Origin of the sequence: Duncaniella freteri (assembly GCF_004766125.1) — a bacterium.
GTDB classification, from domain to species: domain Bacteria; phylum Bacteroidota; class Bacteroidia; order Bacteroidales; family Muribaculaceae; genus Duncaniella; species Duncaniella freteri.
Genome location: NZ_SJSA01000001.1, coordinates 397,728 through 417,418, shown reverse-complemented (window position 1 = coordinate 417,418; position 19,691 = coordinate 397,728). Strand labels below are relative to the sequence as shown.

Sequence of the window (19,691 nt, the reverse complement as noted above, 5' to 3'; positions counted from 1 at the left end):
GATTAGTGATTCAAAATTATAATTTTTTGTGAAATATATTGCAATGATACATATGGAAAATGAGACGATGATACGAATATTAACGAATTTGAGATATTTTTACATAACGCAAGTCGGTTATTAACATTCTTGTGACCTGTGAGATAATGGCGTGGATTGATATGGTATATCTTTGTAGATGTTAATGGAAATAATTATAACCAATCAGAATATGGGATTTTTAACATTAAGAAACAGCCTGCTTGTGGCCGCTGCTATGTCGGCTTTTGTCTCGCAGGCTCTTGATCATCCCGGTATCACCAGTCCGGAATTGTCGGCAGGAAGGTTTACTCTTGTCGAGGCATCCATACCGGTAAGTGTGTGTGTCGATCCGTCGGATAACAGTGCTGTACAGATCGCAGCGAAGAATCTCTGTGAGGATTTCGGGCTTGTTACCGGCAATGATGCTGCTATGGTCAGTGTTCCCGAGGGTAGGCGACTGGTGATAGCAGGGACTGTAGGAACTCCTTTGGTCGACAGGCTCATAAAGGATGGCAAAATCAGCAGCAGTGAACTGAAAGGGAAGAATGAGAAATATGTCATGACCGTAGTGGCTGCGCCTTTTGCCGGTGTGGAAGAGGCATTGGTGATAGCCGGAAGCGACCGTCGCGGTACTGTGTATGGAATATATGAACTGTCGGAGCAGATAGGTGTGTCACCATGGTATGACTGGGCTGATGTGCCTGTTAGCCATCACGATAATCTCTCTATGGAGAAGGGCACATACACAGCAGGGGAGCCGGCTGTGAAATATCGTGGAATATTCCTCAATGACGAGGCTCCCTGCCTGACCGGATGGGTTAAGAATACTTATGGGACAGGATATGGCGACCATAGGTTCTATGAGCGAGTGTTTGAGCTCATACTGCGTCTGCGCGGCAATTTCATGTGGCCTGCCATGTGGGGATGGGCTTTTTATGCCGATGATGCGGAGAATGGTCCTACTGCCGACCGCATGGGTGTCATCATCGGGACATCTCACCATGAGCCTATGGGGCGCAACCATCAGGAGTGGGCGCGCAATCGTAAGAATTATGGGGCATGGAATTATGCCACAAACAAGAAAGTACTTGACAAATTCTTTGCTGAGGGCGTGGCGCGGGCAAAGGGCACCGAGGATGTCATAACTATAGGTATGCGTGGTGACGGTGACGAGGCAATGAGTGCCGAGGCAGATGTCAAGCTGCTTGAAAAGGTTATTGACAATCAGCGTCGTATCATAAAGAAGGAATCGGGACGTCCGGCGAAGGAGACTCCGCAAGTGTGGGCTCTTTATAAAGAAGTGCTTGATTATTATGATGCCGGCCTCAGGGTGCCTGACGATGTGACACTTCTGTTATGTGATGACAACTGGGGTAATGTGCGCCGTCTTCCTAATGAAAAGGAGCGTAAACATCCAGGCGGTTGGGGCATGTACTACCATGTCGACTACGTGGGAGCTCCGCGTAACAGCAAACTCCTGAATTGCACTCCTATCCAGAACATGTGGGAACAGATGCAGCTTACATATGATTATGGTGTGGACCGTCTGTGGATACTGAATGTGGGTGACCTCAAGCCTATGGAATATCCTATCACACTGTTTCTTGACATGGCATGGAACCCGCACCGCTATGATGCTTCCTCATTGCTTGAGCATACGGAGAAGTTCTGTGCCCAGCAGTTTGGCGAGGAGAATGCAGCCGAGGCGGCTCGCATACTCAATCTTCTGTGCAAATACAACGGCAGAGTGACCCCTGAAATGCTTGACAGCAGGACGTACTCTATTGAGAATGGAGAGTGGCGCAAAGTGGCTGACCAATATGCCCGCCTTGAGGCAGAGGCTCTTCGCCAATATATGTCAATTGCTCCTGAGAGTCGTGACGCATATCAGCAGATAATCCTGTTCCCGCTCCAGCTTATGGGCAATCTCTATGACATGTACTACGCACAGGCAATGAACAACAAGCTGTATAAGAATGGCGACCCTGAAGCCAATCTGTGGGCCGACCGCGTGGAAGCCTGCTTCAAGAGAGATGCAGAGCTTATGAATTATTATAACAAGGTCATGTCAGGTGGTAAATGGGACGGCATGATGACACAGAAGCATATAGGCTACAAGTCGTGGAATGATGCATTTGAGGCTGACACTCTTCCTGAGATACATAGAGTGGAGGTGTCTGAAGGGAACGGTGGCGGATATACGTTCTCTCCGTCAGACGGATATGTTTCCATCGAGGCACAGCATTATTATAAGGCTGTAAATCCGAAGAGCGATGCGCGATGGACTGTGATGCCTCACATGGGCAGGACTTTGAGCGGCTTGTCGGTGATGCCTTACACCGAGCCTGTTGATGGTGCGAAACTTGAATATTCGATGATGCTGCCTGAGGGTGTCAAGGAGGTGAAAGTCCTTGTGGTGCTTAAGTCGACTCTTGCGTTTGCCAATCTTGAAGGCCACCGCTATTCCATAGGATTCAAAGGAGAAGAGCCAAAGGAGGTCAACTACAACGGAGATCTTAATGAGGCTCCGAAGAACATATACAGTGTGTTCTATCCTACAGTGGCACGCCGTGTGGTGGAGAAGAGTGTGAGATTGCAGGTGCCGTCGCATAAGGCTGGTGAACCTGTTGTGCTTGAACTCTCCCCGCTTGATCCCGGGGTGGTGTTTGAGAAGATAGTCGTTGATTTCGGCGGTTATAAGACATCGTATCTGCATGGGGAGGAGTCCCCTCGCCGTGTGGCTGAATAATGAAAATATTTCTAATACATTACATAGATTAAAGAATGAAAAGACAGTTGTTAACGTTCGTGTTTACGAGTGCCATGTCGCTCGTCGCGTTAGCCGGGAATTGGGTCGGCTCCTGGGCAACAGCCCCGGAGTTTACCGGAGAGGGGGATATGCCTAAGAGCGTGTCGCTTTCAGGAAATTCTCTCAGGCAGGTTATCCATGTGTCCCTCGGGTCGGATGAACTGAGGCTGAAGCTCTCCAACGAGTTCAGCAATGAGCCGGTAGAGATAAAATCAGTGTATATCGCAGATCCCAAGGATGGTGACGGAATAGTGCCATCAACAGTGCGTTACCTGAAGTTTGACGGCAAGAGCGGGGTGACTATTGATCCCAAGGGTGCGGTGTACAGCGATCCGTTGAAGTATGATCTTAAGCCGCTCCAATTGTTGTCGGTCACTATCAATTATGGTGAGAAAACACCTAAGAATGCTACCTCACATAGAGGCTCACGCACCACTTCATATATAATGAAAGGTGAATCGAAGCCCAAAAAGAATTTCGAGGTGGCTGAGAAAGTTGAACATTGGTACAACATAAGTGCTCTTGAGGTCAAGGCTGACAACAAGGATTGTATAGCCGTAATAGGAAACTCTATAACTGATGGGCGTGGAACCACCACTGACAAGCAGAACCGCTGGACGGATGTGTGTGCTGAGCTGTTAGGGGCGAAGTGGGCATTCTGAATCTTGGCATTGGCGGCAATTGCGTGGTGTCGGGAGGTTTGAGCGAACCGGCCGTGAAGCGTTTCGACCGTGACGTGATGGGACAGAGCGGTCTGACCGGAGTGGTGATTTATGAGGGAATAAACGATATAGGTTGCAGCAGAAATTCCGAAAAGACTGTGGGAGAGCTTATCGCAGCCTATGAGTCGTTTATATCTAAGGCAAAAGCCAAAGGGCTTAAGGTGTACGGCGGCACTATCACACAGCTTGGCAATACGGATTACTGGTCTGAGTTCCATGAGGCAGCACGCAGGACAGTGAACGATTGGATTCGTACAAGCGGAAAGTTCGATGGGGTTATCGACTTTGATGCCGTGATAGCTGATCCCTCCAACCCTTTGAGAATGAATCCTAAATACCAGTTTGACTGGCTTCATCCCAATCCTGCCGGCTACAAGGCGATGGGCGAGGCGGCAGCCAGAGTGCTTTATCCTGAAAGATTCCCGGCGGCTGACGAAAATGCCGAGCTTCAGGGCTCTGTAGCGTCAACCAATATCCCTGAGGCTGTATACCCCCGCGTGCTTTCTGACGGCAGGGCAATGTTCAGGATACATGCTCCCGAGGCAAGGGATGTCAAGATAGATATATGTGGCCGCAAGTACGACATGAATAAGGACGGCAAAGGCTACTGGACAGTGACAACTGATCCTCTGGTAGTTGGATTCCATTATTATTTTGCCCTTGTGGACGGTGTGAGTGTGATTGATCCATCAAGCGAAGCATTCTTCGGTTGCGGACGTATGGCAGGAGGCATTGAGATACCTGAAAGCACAGCTGACGCCGCCTATTACACATACAATCCTGATGTTGCTCACGGACAGGTGAGGGAATGTTTCTACAATTCCGGCATAGAGAAAGCTCCGCGCCGGTGTTATGTGTACACTCCGGCAGAGTATGAGACATCTCCAGGCAAGCGTTATCCGGTGCTCTACCTCCAGCATGGCATGGGTGAGGATGAGCGCGGATGGCATCAGCAGGGAATGGTAGCCAATATCCTTGACAATCAGATAGCTTCCGGAAAGTGCCGTCCGATGATTGTGGTGATGGACTACGGAAACTGCGGATATATCCACGGCACACGCCGTGGCGAGAGCCGTGACCAATTCGGAGCGAGCTTCACACCTATAATGCTCAATGAGATAATACCTTTCATTGATTCCACATTCCGCACTCTCAGTGATCGTGACAACCGTGCGATGGCAGGACTTTCGTGGGGCGGTCACCAGACACTTGTCACCACTCTCAGAAATCTTGACAGATTCGCCCACATAGGCACATTCAGCGGAGCATTGTTCCTCGATCCGTCGAAGATCACTGAGGTGTATGACGGAGTGTTTGCCGATGCATCTTCATTCAATTCAAAGGTCAGGACATTCTTTATGGGCAAAGGCTCGGAAGAGAATTTCGCAAGTGACAAGATAAGCGCGGCTCTTACAGGTGCAGGCATAAACAACGTGTATTATGAGTCGGCAGGGACGCACCATGAGTGGCTCACATGGCGCAGGTGTCTTAATGAGTTCCTTCCGCTTTTATTCAGATAATATAATGTAAATTAAACATATATAATGAACAGAATTGTAACTACAGCCTTGTCTGCCGTGATGTGTGTGGCGGCAAGTGCTTCGCCGACCGATAATCTGACCGTGAGCAGCCCTGATGGCTTGACAGTGGTTACGGTGTCGGTGGTTGACGGTGTGCCCACTTATTCGGTGGCACACAAGGGTGAGAAATTCATCATGGATTCCCCGCTCGGAGTGAATACTAATATAGGAGATTTCACCGGATCGATGTCTCTTATGGAGGCAAGTGCCGACCGCAAAGTCTCGGACAGTTATTCTTTGCCGAACATAAAGAAAAGCCATGTGGAATACAGGGCGAATAGCCGTGACTACACATTCGGGCGTGAAGGAAAGAAGATTTACGATGTGATATTTGAGGTCAGTGATAACAATGTGGCGTTCCGCTACAAGCTTTATCCTCAGGGTGAGAGGCTGTGTTGCCTGGTGCTGAATGAGACCACAGGTTTTGTTATGCCCCACGGCACCACCACTTTCCTGTGTCCGCAGTCGAAACCTATGGGCGGATTTGCGCGCACTTCTCCAAGCTATGAGACTGGTTACACGATGGATGATGCCACCGGCAAAAACGGTTGGGGCGAGGGGTATACGTTCCCTTGCCTTTTCAGGAACGGCGACAAGGGATGGACCCTCATATCAGAGACTGGTATAGCCGGTGATTACTGTGCTTCACGCCTGCTGGGCGGAGATGGTGGCAGATATACCGTAGGATATCCCCAGAGCGGTGAGATGAATGGCTTTGGATCGTCATGCGCATCCATTCCACTCCCAGGCTATACCCCCTGGCGTACTATCACGGTAGGGGAGACCCTTGCTCCTGTGGTGGAGACAACAGTGCCGTTTGACGTTGTCAGACCCCTGTATGCTCCTTCCAAGGATTATACTTACGGCAAGGGGATGTGGAGCTGGATCATAGGTATGGACAGCAGCTGTAATTTCGATGAGCAGAAGCGTTATGTGGACTTTGCATCGGAAATGGGTTATACATCATTGCTCGTTGACGCCCTCTGGGATACCCAGATAGGCTATGACCGCATGGAGGAGCTTGCAGCTTACGGTCATTCCAAGGGGGTGGACCTTGTGCTGTGGTACAACTCTAACGGCTCATGGAACGATGCGCCCCAGGGACCTCGCGGCATTATGAACGACATTGTGAAGCGTCGCAAAGATATGGCATGGATGCAGAAGAACGGGATACGAGGCATAAAAGTGGATTTCTTCGGCGGTGACAAGCAGGAGACCATGCGTCTGTATCACGATATTCTTGCCGATGCCAATGACTACGGTCTTCTTGTAGTGTTCCATGGCTGTACACTTCCGAGAGGATGGGAGCGCATGTATCCCAATTATGCCGCCAGTGAGGCAGTGCTTGCAAGCGAGAATCTGCATTTCTCGCAGGGGGCATGTGACAATGAGGCGTTCAATGCCACAATACATCCGTTTGTGCGCAACGCTGTGGGTAGCATGGACTTCGGCGGTAGCGCGCTTAACAAGCATTACAATGCCGCCAACGCGCCAAAGGGATCGAAGCGTGTCACATCTGATGTGTTCGCGCTTGCCACGGCAGTGATGTTTCAGAGCGCGTTGCAGCATTTCGCTCTCGCACCCAACAATATAGCAGACGCCCCCGACTGGGCTATAGATTTTATGAAGGCAGTGCCGACCACATGGGACGACACACGCTACATTGACGGCTATCCAGGCAGGTATGCGGTCATCGCCCGACGTCATGGAAGTGACTGGTATATAGTGGGAGTGAATGCTTCCTCGTCGCCAGTGACGCTCAACATGTCACCCGATATGATAGCTCCGGGCGAAAGAGTCAGGCTGTATAGCGATGACAAGAACCTAGTGGGTTCGGTAAGTGAGGTCAAGGCGGACAAGAAGGGAAGGATCAAGGTGACAATGCCGACAGGCGGAGGATTTGTCATCATGAAGAGATCCAATCCCGATTTCCATGTGTATCTATGCCTCGGACAGTCAAACATGGAGGGCAATGCAAGGTACGAAAGCTGTGATACAGCCGGTATAAGCCCGCGCTTCCATATGATGGCGGCTGTGGATATGCCCGGCAAGGGAAGGCTGAAAGGGAGATGGTACACTGCACAGCCTCCGCTGGCACGTGGCAACACCGGGCTGACACCTGCCGACTATTTCGGCAGGGAGCTTGTGAAGTCTCTTCCTGAGAAGGTGGAAGTAGGTGTCATAAATGTGGCTGTGGGCGGATGCCGCATCGAGCTTTTTGACCCGATCAACTGCGCCGACCACATAAAAGGGCAGCCTGACTGGCTGAAGTCGACTGTCAGGAATTATGACAACAATCCTTATCAGCGTCTGATCGACATGGCGCGTGCCGCACAGGCCGACGGTGTCATCAAAGGGATTCTTCTTCATCAGGGAGAGTCCAATACCGGCGATGCGGAATGGCCTGTCAAGGTGAAGAATCTTTATGAGAGAATTCTCGCCGATCTTGACCTTCGTGCCGAGGATGTGCCTCTGCTTGCCGGAGAGATGCTGTCAGCCGAGAAAGGGGGCAAGTGTGCATCCATGAGCAAAATCATCAACACATTGCCCGAAGTGATACCTACTGCCCATGTGGTGTCGGCGGATGGATGTGACGGTGCGCCTGACGGGCTGCATTTCACAGCCGAGGGGTATCGCCTGCTCGGAAAGCGTTACGCCCAGGCGATGTTGCCTCTGCTTAAGAAGTAGATTTTTTGCATCATCGGCGTCCCGGCGTCCGGGAAATATGTAACTATAAAATGTGATGGTGTGTCATAATTATGATACATTATCACAAAAATGCTAATAAGTTGATATTCAGTAGTCGTGAGATAAATATGTACGGATATGAGACATTTTGTCCTGTCCAGGTAACATGGGATTACGCTTATGAGATACACATTTATTAAATAATGTGAATGATAATCTACCTTTGCGTAGAATCTTTTTTGCGAAGAATGCCATAGAACACAAGCATAAATAACCGTAAGGAACTGATACCAACTAAAACCAAAACTATAACCGATGAATCACACTTCATTCAGTGTCATAGCAGCGTGCACATTGTTTGCGGCATCAAGTTGCGGGACGTCACGTCAGGCCGACGTGGCACCTCAGGCAGATGCTGCAATCTTTGAGTCGTTCTCCTATAAGGGCAACGACGATTTCTATGCACACAATCCTCTCCCCGATGAGAGTTCATTCTATAATCCTATACTTCCGGGATGGTATTCCGACCCTACGATATGCACCAATGGCGAGGGGGACTACTTCCTGGCGACTTCTACTTTCACTTATGTTCCGGGTGTTCCGGTGTTCCACAGCCGCGATCTGGTCAACTGGACTAAGATAGGGCATGTGCTCACCCGCGAGTCGCAGCTCAAGAACTTCCGTCACCAGCATGTGAGCGGAGGTATCTTTGCTCCGGATATAAAGTATAATCCTGCCAACAAGACATATTATATGATCACCACCAATGTGGGTGCAGGAAACTTTTTTGTGAAGACCCAGGACCCGTTTGGCGAATGGAGCGAACCGGTGTATCTTCCGGAGGTGCAGGGTATCGATCCGTCATTCTTCTTTGACAATGACGGTCGCGCATATATCGTGAACAATGATGATGCGCCCGATTATAAACCCGAGTATCCGGGACACCGCACAGTGAGAATCGTAGAGTTCGATACAGAGACTGAGAAATGTATCGGCGAGCGCAAGATAATCGTCAACAAAGGTTGCCGTCCAGAGGAGAAACCGATATGGTGTGAAGGACCACATATATATAATGTGGACGGCACCTATTATCTGATGACAGCAGAGGGTGGCACCAGCGGATGGCACAGCGAGGTGATATATCGCGGCAAGTCGCCTATGGGACCGTTCGAGCCTTGGGAGGGCAACCCCATCCTCACCCAGCGTGACCTTGACAACAACCGCCCAGATCCTGTGACCTGTGCCGGACATGCCGACCTTGTAAAGACTGCCGAGGGGGACTGGTGGGCAGTGTTTCTCGCATGCCGTCCTATAGATGGCGACTATGAGAATCTCGGCAGAGAGACATTCATGCTCCCGGTGAAATGGACTGAGGACGGATGGCCTTACATCACAAAGCATGGCGAGACCATCCCTATGATCGTGTCGCGTCCGGGTGTGACCCGTACCGATTCGGTTACATTCGGCAATTTTGAATGGACCGACAATTTTATGTCTCCGTCGCTTGATATGGAGTGGCACACACTTCGTGGCGATGCAGCCGGGCTGTACTCTCTCTCGGCCCCTGTCAACCATCTTACCCTAAAGTGTTCCGAGATCCCGACCACCGAGAAGGATGTGGCAGCTTTCGTGGGCCGTCGTGTTCAGCACCACAACTATGAATGTACCACTCATATGGTGTTTGAGCCTGCCGATACATGTCAGCATGCCGGTCTCGTGGTGATGAAGGATGAGACACACCAGTATCAGTTTGCCAAGTCACGCAATGATGACGGCAATATTATGGTGCTAAGGAAGATTGACGAGAACGGATCCACCGATATCGCAAGCATGCCCTTGGATGCCGATGTCACAGGAGTGGATCTGCGTCTGGTGTCAAAGGGCAAGAGCTATGACTTTATGTTCTCCACCGACCGTGGCGACACATGGGAGACACTCATGTCGGGTGTGGACGCGCGCCACACATCCACAGCCGCTGCCGGAGGCTTCACAGGCACACTCGTAGGACTCTACGCATCAAAGACAAGAATCTAATTAACATAATTAATACCAATTTATTACCCCCAATTATTATCTGATCAAATACCTTATTAATAAACCTTAATTTTAATTTCCGGCATCCTATGGTTGCCGATGTATCACTAAAATCACAAAGTCTTATTATTTAGAAAAGTAACAATGAAGAATGTAGCTAATTTACATCATTCCCTTGTCATGTTGCTGTTAGTATTGCTGTTTGGCACAGCTACAGCAATGGCCGACACAGTGAAGGGTACTGTAGTGGACGATACGGGCGAGCCGCTTATCGGCGCGACTGTCCAGCTCAAGGGTACCCCGGGAGTGGCTACCGCCACCGATATTGACGGTAACTACACAATCAAGCTTCCCGATACTCAGAAGAACGTGCTTGTGTTCTCTTATATCGGCATGGACCCCAAGGAGGTCCAGGTGAACGGCCAGACCACAATCAACGTCACCCTGTTAACCAACACCACTCAGCTCGACGAGGTAGTCGTGGTGGGCTACGGTCAGCAGAAAAAAGCCTCTATAGTCGGTGCCATCACACAGGCATCGGGCGAGGTGCTTGAACGTGCCGGTGGTGTGTCGAGTGTAGGTGCCGCCCTTACAGGTAACCTTCCCGGCGTTATCACCACCGCTTCGTCAGGTATGCCGGGCGAGGAGGACCCCGAGATCATCATCCGTTCCCAAAGCTCATGGAACAACAGTGCTCCCCTTATCCTCGTGGACGGTATCGAGCGCGAGATGAGCTCGGTTGACATATCCTCCGTGGCAAACATTTCAGTACTTAAGGACGCATCAGCCACAGCAGTGTATGGTGTGAAGGGTGCGAACGGTGTGATCCTTATCACCACCAAGCGTGGTGAGGAGGGTAATGCCAAGGTTCATGCGAGAGCCAACATGACAGCGAAAGTAGCCTCGAAGCTACCGAAGAAATATGACTCCTACGATTCATACATGATCCGCAACCGCGCCATCCAGCGCGAGCTCATGGTGCCCGGCAATGATGCATGGGCCGACATGCTGCCTATGAGCATGATAGAGAAGTACCGCAATCCTCTTAATGCCGAGGAGTGGGACCGTTACCCAAATGTCGACTGGGAGGACTATCTGTTCAAGGATGCCGCATTCTCTTACAATGCCAGTGTCGACGTGACAGGCGGTACCAAGCTTGTAAAATACTATGCAGCAGTCGACTTCCTGCATGAAGGTGACCTTTTCAAGACATTCGAGAATAACCGCGGATACAAGACCGGTTTCGGATTCAACCGTGTGAATGTGCGCTCTAATCTTGACTTCTCCCTCACCCCCACAACCAAACTTACAGTTAACCTCTTCGGATCAAACGGTCGCAAGCAGGCTCCTTACCAGCGTAACTCATGGGATCCTACCGATTCAGGTTACTGGAACGCAGCCTATAAGACCTCCCCGGCAGCCATGCGCCCCATCTATAGCAACGGCGTGTGGGGCTACTATGCTCCTCGTGAGGCTGACGTGCCTAACTCGGCTTTCAATATCGCAACCAACGGTGTGGAGAAGCGCACCACCACCAAGATCAATTCTGACTTCGTTCTTGGTCAGGACCTTGACTTCATCACCAAGGGTCTGCATGTGCAGGGCCGTCTGTCGCTCGACTACACATTTGTTGAGGGACGCCGCGGTATAAACGACCTCGACAATAATGCCCAGAAGATGTGGGTAGATCCTCTTACCGGTGCAGTCAAGTACAAATATGAGACTGACGAGGGTACTCAGCTCGATTATAACGACGGTATATACTGGTCGACAAGCAAGGGCGAGGTGTTCCTTGACAAGACCTTCCGTAAGGTATACTATGCATTCCAGCTCGATTATGCACGCCAGTTCGGCAAGCATGAGGTTACAGCCATGGGTGCTTTCAACCGCGAGAACTATGCTACCGGCAATGAGTTCCACCACTATCGTGAGGACTGGGTGTTCCGTACCACCTACAATTTTGATTCCCGCTACTTCTTCGAGTTCAACGGTGCCTACAACGGATCTGAGAAATTCGGTTCCAACAACCGTTTCGACTTCTTCCCCTCATTCTCTCTTGGATGGCGTCTTAGCGAGGAGCCTTTCATGCGTAATCTCACATGGATCGACCAGATCAAGTTCCGCGGATCGTGGGGTAAGGTAGGTGACGACAGTGCCGGCGGGCGTTGGCTTTACAGCGATCAGTATGTTTCCGGAGGCAATGTCATGATGGGTAGCATAAATCCAGCCAACACTCCTTACACATTCTATCGTATCAGCGTGCTCGGTAACTCTGACATCACATGGGAGAAGGTCGAGAAGCGTAACTTAGGTCTTGACTATGGATTCCTCAATGGTCTTGTTGCCGGTTCTGTCGATATATTCGCCGACAAGCGTACTGATATATTTATTGACGGAGGCAGACGTTCCATACCATCCTATTTCGGAGCCAACGCACCCGCAGCCAACCTTGGTAGGGTCAACAGTAAGGGTTATGAGCTTGAACTTCGACTCAACTATCCCATCAACAGGGATCTCAGGGTATGGCTCAATGCATCGATGACACATGCAACGAATGAGGTCAAGTTCCAGGACGACGCACCTCTGCTCCCCGCTTACCAGAAGAAAGCCGGACATGCCATAAATCAGCGTACCGACTATATTGATGCGGGCACTATCCGCAACTGGGACGATCTCTATGGAGCTCCGATGTGGTCATCCAACGCCAACAACCGTCTGCCCGGCGACTACAGTATCATCGACTTCAATGCCGACGGTATCATCGACCAGTACGACAAGGCTCCTTACGGATACAGCTCCGTGCCTCAGAACACCTACAATGCTACTCTCGGATTTGAGTGGAAAGGATTCAGCGCGTTCGTTCAGTTCTATGGCGTGAACAATGTGACACGTGAGGTGTACTTCCCAACACTTGAGAACTCAAATGTGGTGGCTTATGAAGAGGGTGCATACTGGACCCCTACAGTCGACGGTCTCCCCATGCCAAGATGGACCACCAGAGCTGATGTCGCAGCGCGTGGCACACGTTACACATACGACGGCTCGTATGTGCGTCTGAAGAATGCCGAGGTTTCTTACCGCATTCCGGCAAAGTTCACCAAGAAGATCGGTGTGAGCAATTGCCGTGTATACCTAAATGGTGATAACCTCCTGCTTTGGACCAAGATGCCTGACGACCGTGAGGCAAATCTTGGAGGCTTCGACTCAACCAACGGTGCATATCCTACCGTACGTCGTTTCAACCTCGGTATTGACATAACTCTCTAATAAATCAATCATGAAAAAATATATATCAGGACTCTCCAGACTTCTGCTTCTTGCCGGTGTGATGGTGACTGCATCTTGCACAGACTATCTCGACAAAGCACCCGGAAGTGATATTGATGAGAATGAGCCATATAAGAATTTCCGTAATTTTCAGGGTTTTGTAGAGGAACTTTATGGTGGTATACCCTCTATTACGTCTACAGATTCTCATAATGCGTGGAATCATGGCGAAGATGAATATTGGGAACCGTCCGATACACGTCCAGTGTCTTATCATGTCGATCAGGGTAACTATCGCGTAATGGTCGAAGATGGCACATATATATATGGATTCCCGCGTAACGGAAACGGCAACCCGGAATCAGATAAAAAGGCCGACAAGGGTAATATATGGCGTCTGTCGTGGAAGTGTATCCGTAAAGCGAATATCGGTCTTGCCAATATGGAGAAGCTTCAGAGCGCTACTCAGGAGGAGCGCGAACTCATACAGGGACAGTTGCTCTTCTTCCGCGGATGGTTCCACTTCATGCTCATGCAGTACTGGGGAGGTTTACCCTATATCGACCATGTGCTCCCTTCAGGTGAGACCCCTATGCTCCCGCGTCTGAATTACCGTGAGACAGCTGAGCTTGCTGCTGCTGATATGGAGGCTGCCGCTAAGCTTCTTCCTGTCGATTGGGACAAGACTACAGCCGGACGTCCTACACTTGGCAATAATAATATGCGTGCCAATAAGATCATGGCTCTCGCTTTTGCCGGTAAGTGCCTCCTTTGGGCAGGAAGTCCTCTTATGAACTATGAATCATCAGGTGATGCATCTTATAATACCGAGCTATGCAAGCGTGCTGCCGATCTTCTCGGAGAGGCACTCGCCATCACTGAATCAACAGGCAGATATGAGCTTGCCGATTTCTCTCAGTGGAACGACCTGTTCTATTATGCTGACAAAGGTACTCGTGTTCCCGGTCTTAAGGAAACTATCTTTCAGGAGAATCTTGTTGAGCTTCTTGGTCGTTTTGATTGGAACCAACGTAATGATTATTTTTCACAGATCGTTATCTCTTCAGGTGTGAAGGTACAGCCGACAGCTAACTATGCTCTTTATTATGGCATGGCAAATGGAGAACCGATAGCTTCATGGACTGAGGCTGATGCTGTGTCAGGTTATGATCCTAACTACCCATGGAAAGGGCGAGATCCACGTTTCTATAAGGATTTTGTTATAGATGGCATGCAGGTAGTACGCGATGAGAAGGGCATTGTAGAAGAAGAAATAAAGTATGCAAGCCTCTATTCCGACGGTAAGTGGCGTATAGCCAACGGCATGAAATCTAATCTTACAGGCTTGGTGGAGACAAAATTTATTCCTCAGACAGCTAAAAATGTAAGTTGGGTTCAGGAATGGTCTATGTCGGTTGTGCTTAGTCTTATGCGTCTGTCCGACCTTTATCTCCTTTATTCCGAAGCCACTGCTTGCGGTTATGGAAGCCCGACAGCCAAGGCAGCTACATTCGGGATGACCGCGGTCGAGGCTGTCAATAAGGTGCGTGCCCGTGCAGGTGTAGGTGAGGTTGCCTCACGTTTCACAGGCAGCACCGATGCTTTCCTTCCCGAACTGTATCGCGAACGTGCTGTGGAGCTTGCCTTCGAGGGTCACCGTTTCATTGACCTCCGTCGCTGGATGCTCCTCACAAAGCGTCCCTACACCCTTAAGACCAAGCTTGAATTCGACCGTACCAAGGAATTCAGCTTCCGCAATCCGTCAGAGGCACGTGTGGCTAATCTGCGTGAGGAAGTGCTGTTCGAGCGCAAGCTTGACGACCGCCACTATTGGCTCCCATTGCCTACTGCAGACGTGAATATTTATCCTGAATTCGGTCAGAACCCGGGATGGTAACACCTTAAAAATCTGAAATCACAATGAATATAGTACCAAAATATATAGGTTGTATGGCTTTTGCGCTGGCTATGGGAGCCGGTGTGACAGCACATGCGCAGAGCGACAGCATTGTCAATGTCGCTTTCGGCACTAAGCCTCAGGAGGATGTGATCACAGCAACCTCTTCGGTCAATGTCGCCGACCTCATGAAGAAAAGCTATGCCACATCGAGCCTTGACGGCACACTTGAGTCACTCATAGGCGGATACCGCGGTGGCAGCAGCGTGTGGGGACAGGACGCCCTTATCCTTGTGGACGGCATGCCCCGCGAGGCAAGTGATGTCCTCGCAACGGAAGTAGAGAGCATAAGCATCCTCAAGGATGCCGCCGCAGTGGCTCTCTACGGCAGCCGCGGAGCAAAAGGTGTGATCCTCATCACCACCAAGCGTGGCTCGAACGAAAGCATGAAGATCGATTTCCGTGCCAATATGGGTTTTGATGTCCCGAAGAGCTATCCCAACTATCTCGATGCGGCTTCCTACATGACCCTCTACAATGAGGCTTGCCGCAATGACGGTATGAGCGAGCGTTACTCTCAGAGCGACATCTACAACTCATCGATAAGCTCCAATCCTTATCAGTATCCCAACCAGAAGTACTACAACGGCAACTATCTGCGTAAGTTCTCAAATGCTTACTCAGCCTACGGCGAGGTGCGTGGCGGCAATGAGCGCACCCACTATTATCTTAACCTCGGGCTCAATTACCACGACGGTCTTATCAAGATAGGTGACCACGACAAGGACAACGACCTGCGCCTTAATGTACGCGGAAATGTCGACATGACCATCACAAACTGGCTCAAGGCTTACACCAATGCTGCGATGCTCGTGCAGGACAACTACACCTCGCGCGGTGACTTCTGGGGAATGGCTTCAGGCACATGGCCCAACCGCTTCGGTGTGCTCCTCCCGGTGGATCTCGTGGACCCAAATAATGCCGAGCTTCAGGACATGATAGCATCCGCTACTCTCATCGACGGTCGTTATCTCCTCGGCGGTACATCAAGCAATGCCACCAATGCCATTGCCGATGCATATGAGGCTGGATATATCAAGACCAAGACAAGGGCATTCATGTTTGACCTCGGTCTGGACTTCGACCTCAGCTCGGTGCTCGCCGGACTTTCGTTCAAGACAGTGTTCGGTGTGGACTACCGCGCCATCTACTCGGAGGGATTTAAGGAGGACTATGCTATCTATGAGCCTACATGGGCAAACGTTAACGGCAAGCCTATGATAGTGAACCTCGTAAAGCATGGCAATGACACCAATTCGACCAACGAGTATGTAGGTCAGGCTACATATCTTCAGAACATGATGTTCCGCGCACAGTTTGACTACAACCGTGTGTTCGGTGATCTGCATCAGGTTGATGCTACGCTGATGGGATGGGGCTATCAGACCCAGAACTCGGCTGACGCCAATCATGATTCAAGCCCGATTCATGCCACCTCTAATGTCAATGCAGGTGCGCAGGTATCCTACAACTACGATCACCGCTATTATGCTACAGTGACAGGCGCGCTTGTTCACTCAGCAAAGCTCGCACCCGGGCATCGCAACGCCTTCTCTCCTGCTGTGTCGCTCGGATGGCGCATGGGTCAGGAGAAGTTCATTCAGGAGAATGCTCCCTGGATAAACGAGTTCAAGCTCACAGCATCGGCTGCCAAGCTCCATCAGGACATCGATATCACCGACTACTATCTCTATAAGGGATACTATGGCTTCAAGGGTGATACAGGCGGCTGGTGGCAGTGGCATGACGGCACAGCCGGTGGCAACACCACTCTTCCCAAGCGAGCTGACAATTATGACCTCACTTTCATAACCCGTGAGGAGTTCCGTGTGGGTGTCGACGCTTCCATATTCGACAATATGCTCAGCCTGAATGCCAACTACTTCATTCAGGACACCAAGGGTGGTCTCACACAGGGTGCCAACTCTATCTTCCCCAACTTCATGAACAAGTGGGATGCTTCGTTCCTCCCTTGGCTTAACTACAATAACGACCGTCGTCATGGTATTGACTTCTCGTTAAATGCAGTCAAGAATGTAGGAGATTGGGAGCTTGGTCTCGGATTCTCAGGTCTTTATTACACCGATAAGGCGACACAGCGTGACGAAATGCCGGCTGAGCCATATCTCGCATCTGTAGGACAGCCCCTCAGCGTGGCTATGGGATATATCTGTGAAGGTTTCTACCAGACTCAGGAAGAGATTGACAACCGTGGCGTGCGTCAGACTTTCGGTGGCACACTCCGCCCCGGTGATCTCCGCTATAAGGATGTCAATGGTGACGGTGTGGTAGACAGCAATGACCGTGTAGTACTTGGCAGATACACTCCGACCTTCTCCTATGGTCTCAACCTTTCCGCACGCTGGAAGAATTTTACTCTCTTCGCTTACGGTACAGGTCAGGCAGGTGGCATAGCGTTCAATAACAATTCTTACTATTGCAACGGCGGAGAGAGCAAGTACTCGGAGATGGCATGGGGACGTTGGACTCCCGAGACTGCCGCTACAGCGACAGCTCCACGTCTGACAACAGGCACAACAGCCAACAACACCCAAGTATCCACTTTCTGGAAATACAGCACCAACCGTTTCGACATACGTCGCGTGCAGCTGACCTACGACTTCCCCACCTCGCTATTCAATGGCAACAAGGTGCTCTCCGGGGCAAGCGTATATCTCCAGGGTGAAAACCTTGCCACAATCTCGCCCAATCGTAAGATCATGGAACTTAGCACCGCTGCTCCGCAGACAAGGTTCTACAATGTCGGTTGCAAGCTTTCATTCTGATAATACCTAATAATGATACTCAAGATGAAAAAATTATATATATCTATGATTCTCTCGCTCGGTGCTGCAATGGGCTTCACTTCATGTGACGACCTGTTTGAGCCGGCACAGGAGAATCTTAAGGATGTAGACCAGATGTATGACGATTCGAAGTTCGCACAGGGTTTCCTTGTGAATGTGTATCGTAACATCCCTGCCTACTATGACAACAGCGATTATGCCACTGACGATGCTGTGACCAATGAGACCGACAACGCTTTCCGTAAGATGACTTCCGGCTCATGGACCTCTGACAATGATCCGACATCGCAGTGGGTCAACTCGCTCAACTCCGTGCAGAACCTTAACCTGTTCCTTGAGAATGTCGATAAGGTGAACTGGGCGAATGATCCCGAGACAGCAGAACTGTTCCGTCTCCGCACCATTGCCGAGGCTCGCGGTCTGCGCGCCCTGTTCATGACCTATCTGCTCCGTTCGCATTCAGGCATAACAGCTGACGGTCAGCTCACCGGTGTCCCCATCCTTGACCATTATCTTACAGTGGACGATGATTTCAATATGCCTCGCGCATCGTTTGACGACTGTGTGAAGTTCATCCTTGAAGATCTCGATTTCGCTCAGGAAAATCTCCCCATGGAGTATGAGAGCATAGGCACCGATGACCCTGTCCCCGCACCGTTTGACAAGATCACTTCCAAGCCCGGTACCTACAACCGAGTAATGGGACATTATTCACGTCTGCTCATCAACGGCCTGGCTTGCCGTGCCATCCGTTCACGTCTCCTCCTCCTTGCTGCCAGCCCTGCCTATGATGCATCGGCAACTACCTGGGAGGATGCGGCAAATGCGGCAGCCGGAGTGCTCGACCATATCGGAGGCACAGCAGGCATGGATGCCACCGGTGTCACATACTACTGCAACACCACTGAGATCGATAACATGTCGGACGGAACAAACCCCAAGGAGATAATCTGGCGTGAGTCCGTCAACAAGAACAACACCGAGCAGGAAGAGGCAAACTTCCCCCCATCGCTCTACGGAAACGGACGCATGAACCCCACTCAGAATCTTGTTGACGCATTCCCGATGGCTAACGGTTATCCCATCAGCGATGAGCGCGGCAAGTATGATGCAACGCAGCCTTATGCCGGCCGTGATCCCCGCCTCGCCCACTATATCATATATAACGGTGCAGCCGAGGGTGTGAACAACACAGCTATCTATACAGGTTCCGACGCCACTACCGCCGACGGTCTCAACAAGCGTGAGACATCTACCCGCACAGGCTACTACATGAAGAAGCGTCTGCGTATGGATGTCAACATGGATCCCTCCATGAAGCAGGGTCAGAATCATTTCAAGCCACGTTTCCGTTACACCGAGATATTCCTCAACTATGCCGAGGCAGCCAATGAGGTTTGGGGCCCGAGGGGCAATGGCGGACACTCTTATTCGGCTTACGATGTGATCAAGGCTATCCGTCACCGTGCATTGGGTATCGACAGCGATCCTTATCTTGAGGAGTGTGCTGCCAATCCTGACAAGATGCGCGAGCTCATCCGCAACGAGCGTCGTCTGGAGCTTTGCTTCGAGAGCTTCCGTTTCTGGGACCTCCGTCGCTGGAAAGCCGATCTCAAAGAGACAGCACGCGGCATGAATATAACCAACAACAGTGTATATAATGTGATCCCGAATGTGGAGGCCCGTTCGTACGAATCGTATATGTACTACGGTCCTATACCCAAGACTGAGTTGCTTAAGTTCAGCAATCTTAAGCAGAATCAGGGCTGGTGATCATGTAACCCCGGATAATAAGTTCATTAACTT

Annotated in this window: 9 protein-coding genes and 1 pseudogene; all 10 read left to right on the top strand. The window is 50.5% G+C overall.

What is annotated here, in order from left to right; all coding sequences use genetic code 11:
* Positions 1-256: 256 nt before the first annotated feature.
* The 10 genes and pseudogenes from EZ315_RS01815 (at position 257) to EZ315_RS01780 (ending at position 19,658) form a co-directional block, all read left to right on the top strand.
* Positions 257-2,770 (top strand): glycosyl hydrolase 115 family protein, encoded by a 2,514-nt coding sequence (locus tag EZ315_RS01815; protein ID WP_242452561.1) that lies wholly within the window; start codon positions 257-259, stop codon positions 2,768-2,770.
* Between the two features lie 35 nt (positions 2,771-2,805).
* Positions 2,806-3,492 carry a hypothetical protein gene (locus tag EZ315_RS16600; RefSeq protein WP_170957408.1) on the top strand — a complete coding sequence of 229 codons (687 nt, stop codon included), beginning with the start codon at positions 2,806-2,808 and terminating at the stop codon, positions 3,490-3,492.
* Positions 3,480-5,072 carry an alpha/beta hydrolase-fold protein gene (locus tag EZ315_RS16285; protein ID WP_242452474.1) on the top strand — a complete coding sequence of 531 codons (1,593 nt, stop codon included), beginning with the start codon at positions 3,480-3,482 and terminating at the stop codon, positions 5,070-5,072. Before EZ315_RS16600 ends, EZ315_RS16285 begins: the two co-directional genes overlap by 13 nt.
* A gap of 60 nt (positions 5,073-5,132) precedes the next feature.
* Positions 5,133-7,046, top strand: a pseudogene (locus EZ315_RS01805) (glycoside hydrolase family 97 protein); the annotation flags it as partial.
* Positions 7,041-7,820, top strand: a complete 780-nt coding sequence (locus EZ315_RS16595) for a sialate O-acetylesterase (RefSeq protein WP_175577979.1) — start codon at positions 7,041-7,043, stop codon at positions 7,818-7,820. The pseudogene EZ315_RS01805 and the gene EZ315_RS16595, both read left to right, overlap by 6 nt.
* Positions 7,821-8,135: 315 nt before the next feature.
* Positions 8,136-9,854 (top strand): glycoside hydrolase family 43 protein, encoded by a 1,719-nt coding sequence (locus tag EZ315_RS01800; RefSeq protein ID WP_135470094.1) that lies wholly within the window; start codon positions 8,136-8,138, stop codon positions 9,852-9,854.
* A 144-nt stretch (positions 9,855-9,998) separates the two neighbouring features.
* Complete coding sequence (locus tag EZ315_RS01795) at positions 9,999-13,121, top strand: SusC/RagA family TonB-linked outer membrane protein (RefSeq protein WP_135470093.1); 3,123 nt, start codon at positions 9,999-10,001, stop codon at positions 13,119-13,121.
* 10 nt (positions 13,122-13,131) lie between these two features.
* On the top strand, positions 13,132-15,018 hold the full coding sequence (locus EZ315_RS01790; protein ID WP_135470091.1) for a RagB/SusD family nutrient uptake outer membrane protein: 1,887 nt from the start codon (positions 13,132-13,134) through the stop codon (positions 15,016-15,018).
* A gap of 23 nt (positions 15,019-15,041) precedes the next feature.
* Positions 15,042-17,864 (top strand): SusC/RagA family TonB-linked outer membrane protein, encoded by a 2,823-nt coding sequence (locus EZ315_RS01785; protein ID WP_135470089.1) that lies wholly within the window; start codon positions 15,042-15,044, stop codon positions 17,862-17,864.
* Positions 17,865-17,888: 24 nt separating this feature from the next.
* Entirely contained in the window at positions 17,889-19,658 is a 1,770-nt protein-coding gene (locus EZ315_RS01780; RefSeq protein WP_135470088.1) for a RagB/SusD family nutrient uptake outer membrane protein, read from the top strand.
* The last annotated feature ends 33 nt before the right edge of the window (positions 19,659-19,691 follow it).

Excerpts from the sequence above, each read along its gene's own strand:
- EZ315_RS16600 (WP_170957408.1), top strand. The coding sequence starts at position 2,806 with ATGAAAAGACAGTTGTTAACGTTCGTGTTTACGAGTGCCATGTCGCTC.
- EZ315_RS01790 (WP_135470091.1), top strand. The coding sequence starts at position 13,132 with ATGAAAAAATATATATCAGGACTCTCCAGACTTCTGCTTCTTGCCGGT.
- EZ315_RS01800 (WP_135470094.1), top strand. The coding sequence starts at position 8,136 with ATGAATCACACTTCATTCAGTGTCATAGCAGCGTGCACATTGTTTGCG.
- EZ315_RS01795 (WP_135470093.1), top strand. The coding sequence starts at position 9,999 with ATGAAGAATGTAGCTAATTTACATCATTCCCTTGTCATGTTGCTGTTA.
- EZ315_RS01780 (WP_135470088.1), top strand. The coding sequence starts at position 17,889 with ATGAAAAAATTATATATATCTATGATTCTCTCGCTCGGTGCTGCAATG.
- EZ315_RS01785 (WP_135470089.1), top strand. The coding sequence starts at position 15,042 with ATGAATATAGTACCAAAATATATAGGTTGTATGGCTTTTGCGCTGGCT.
- EZ315_RS16595 (WP_175577979.1), top strand. The coding sequence starts at position 7,041 with ATGAAGAGATCCAATCCCGATTTCCATGTGTATCTATGCCTCGGACAG.
- EZ315_RS01815 (WP_242452561.1), top strand. The coding sequence starts at position 257 with ATGTCGGCTTTTGTCTCGCAGGCTCTTGATCATCCCGGTATCACCAGT.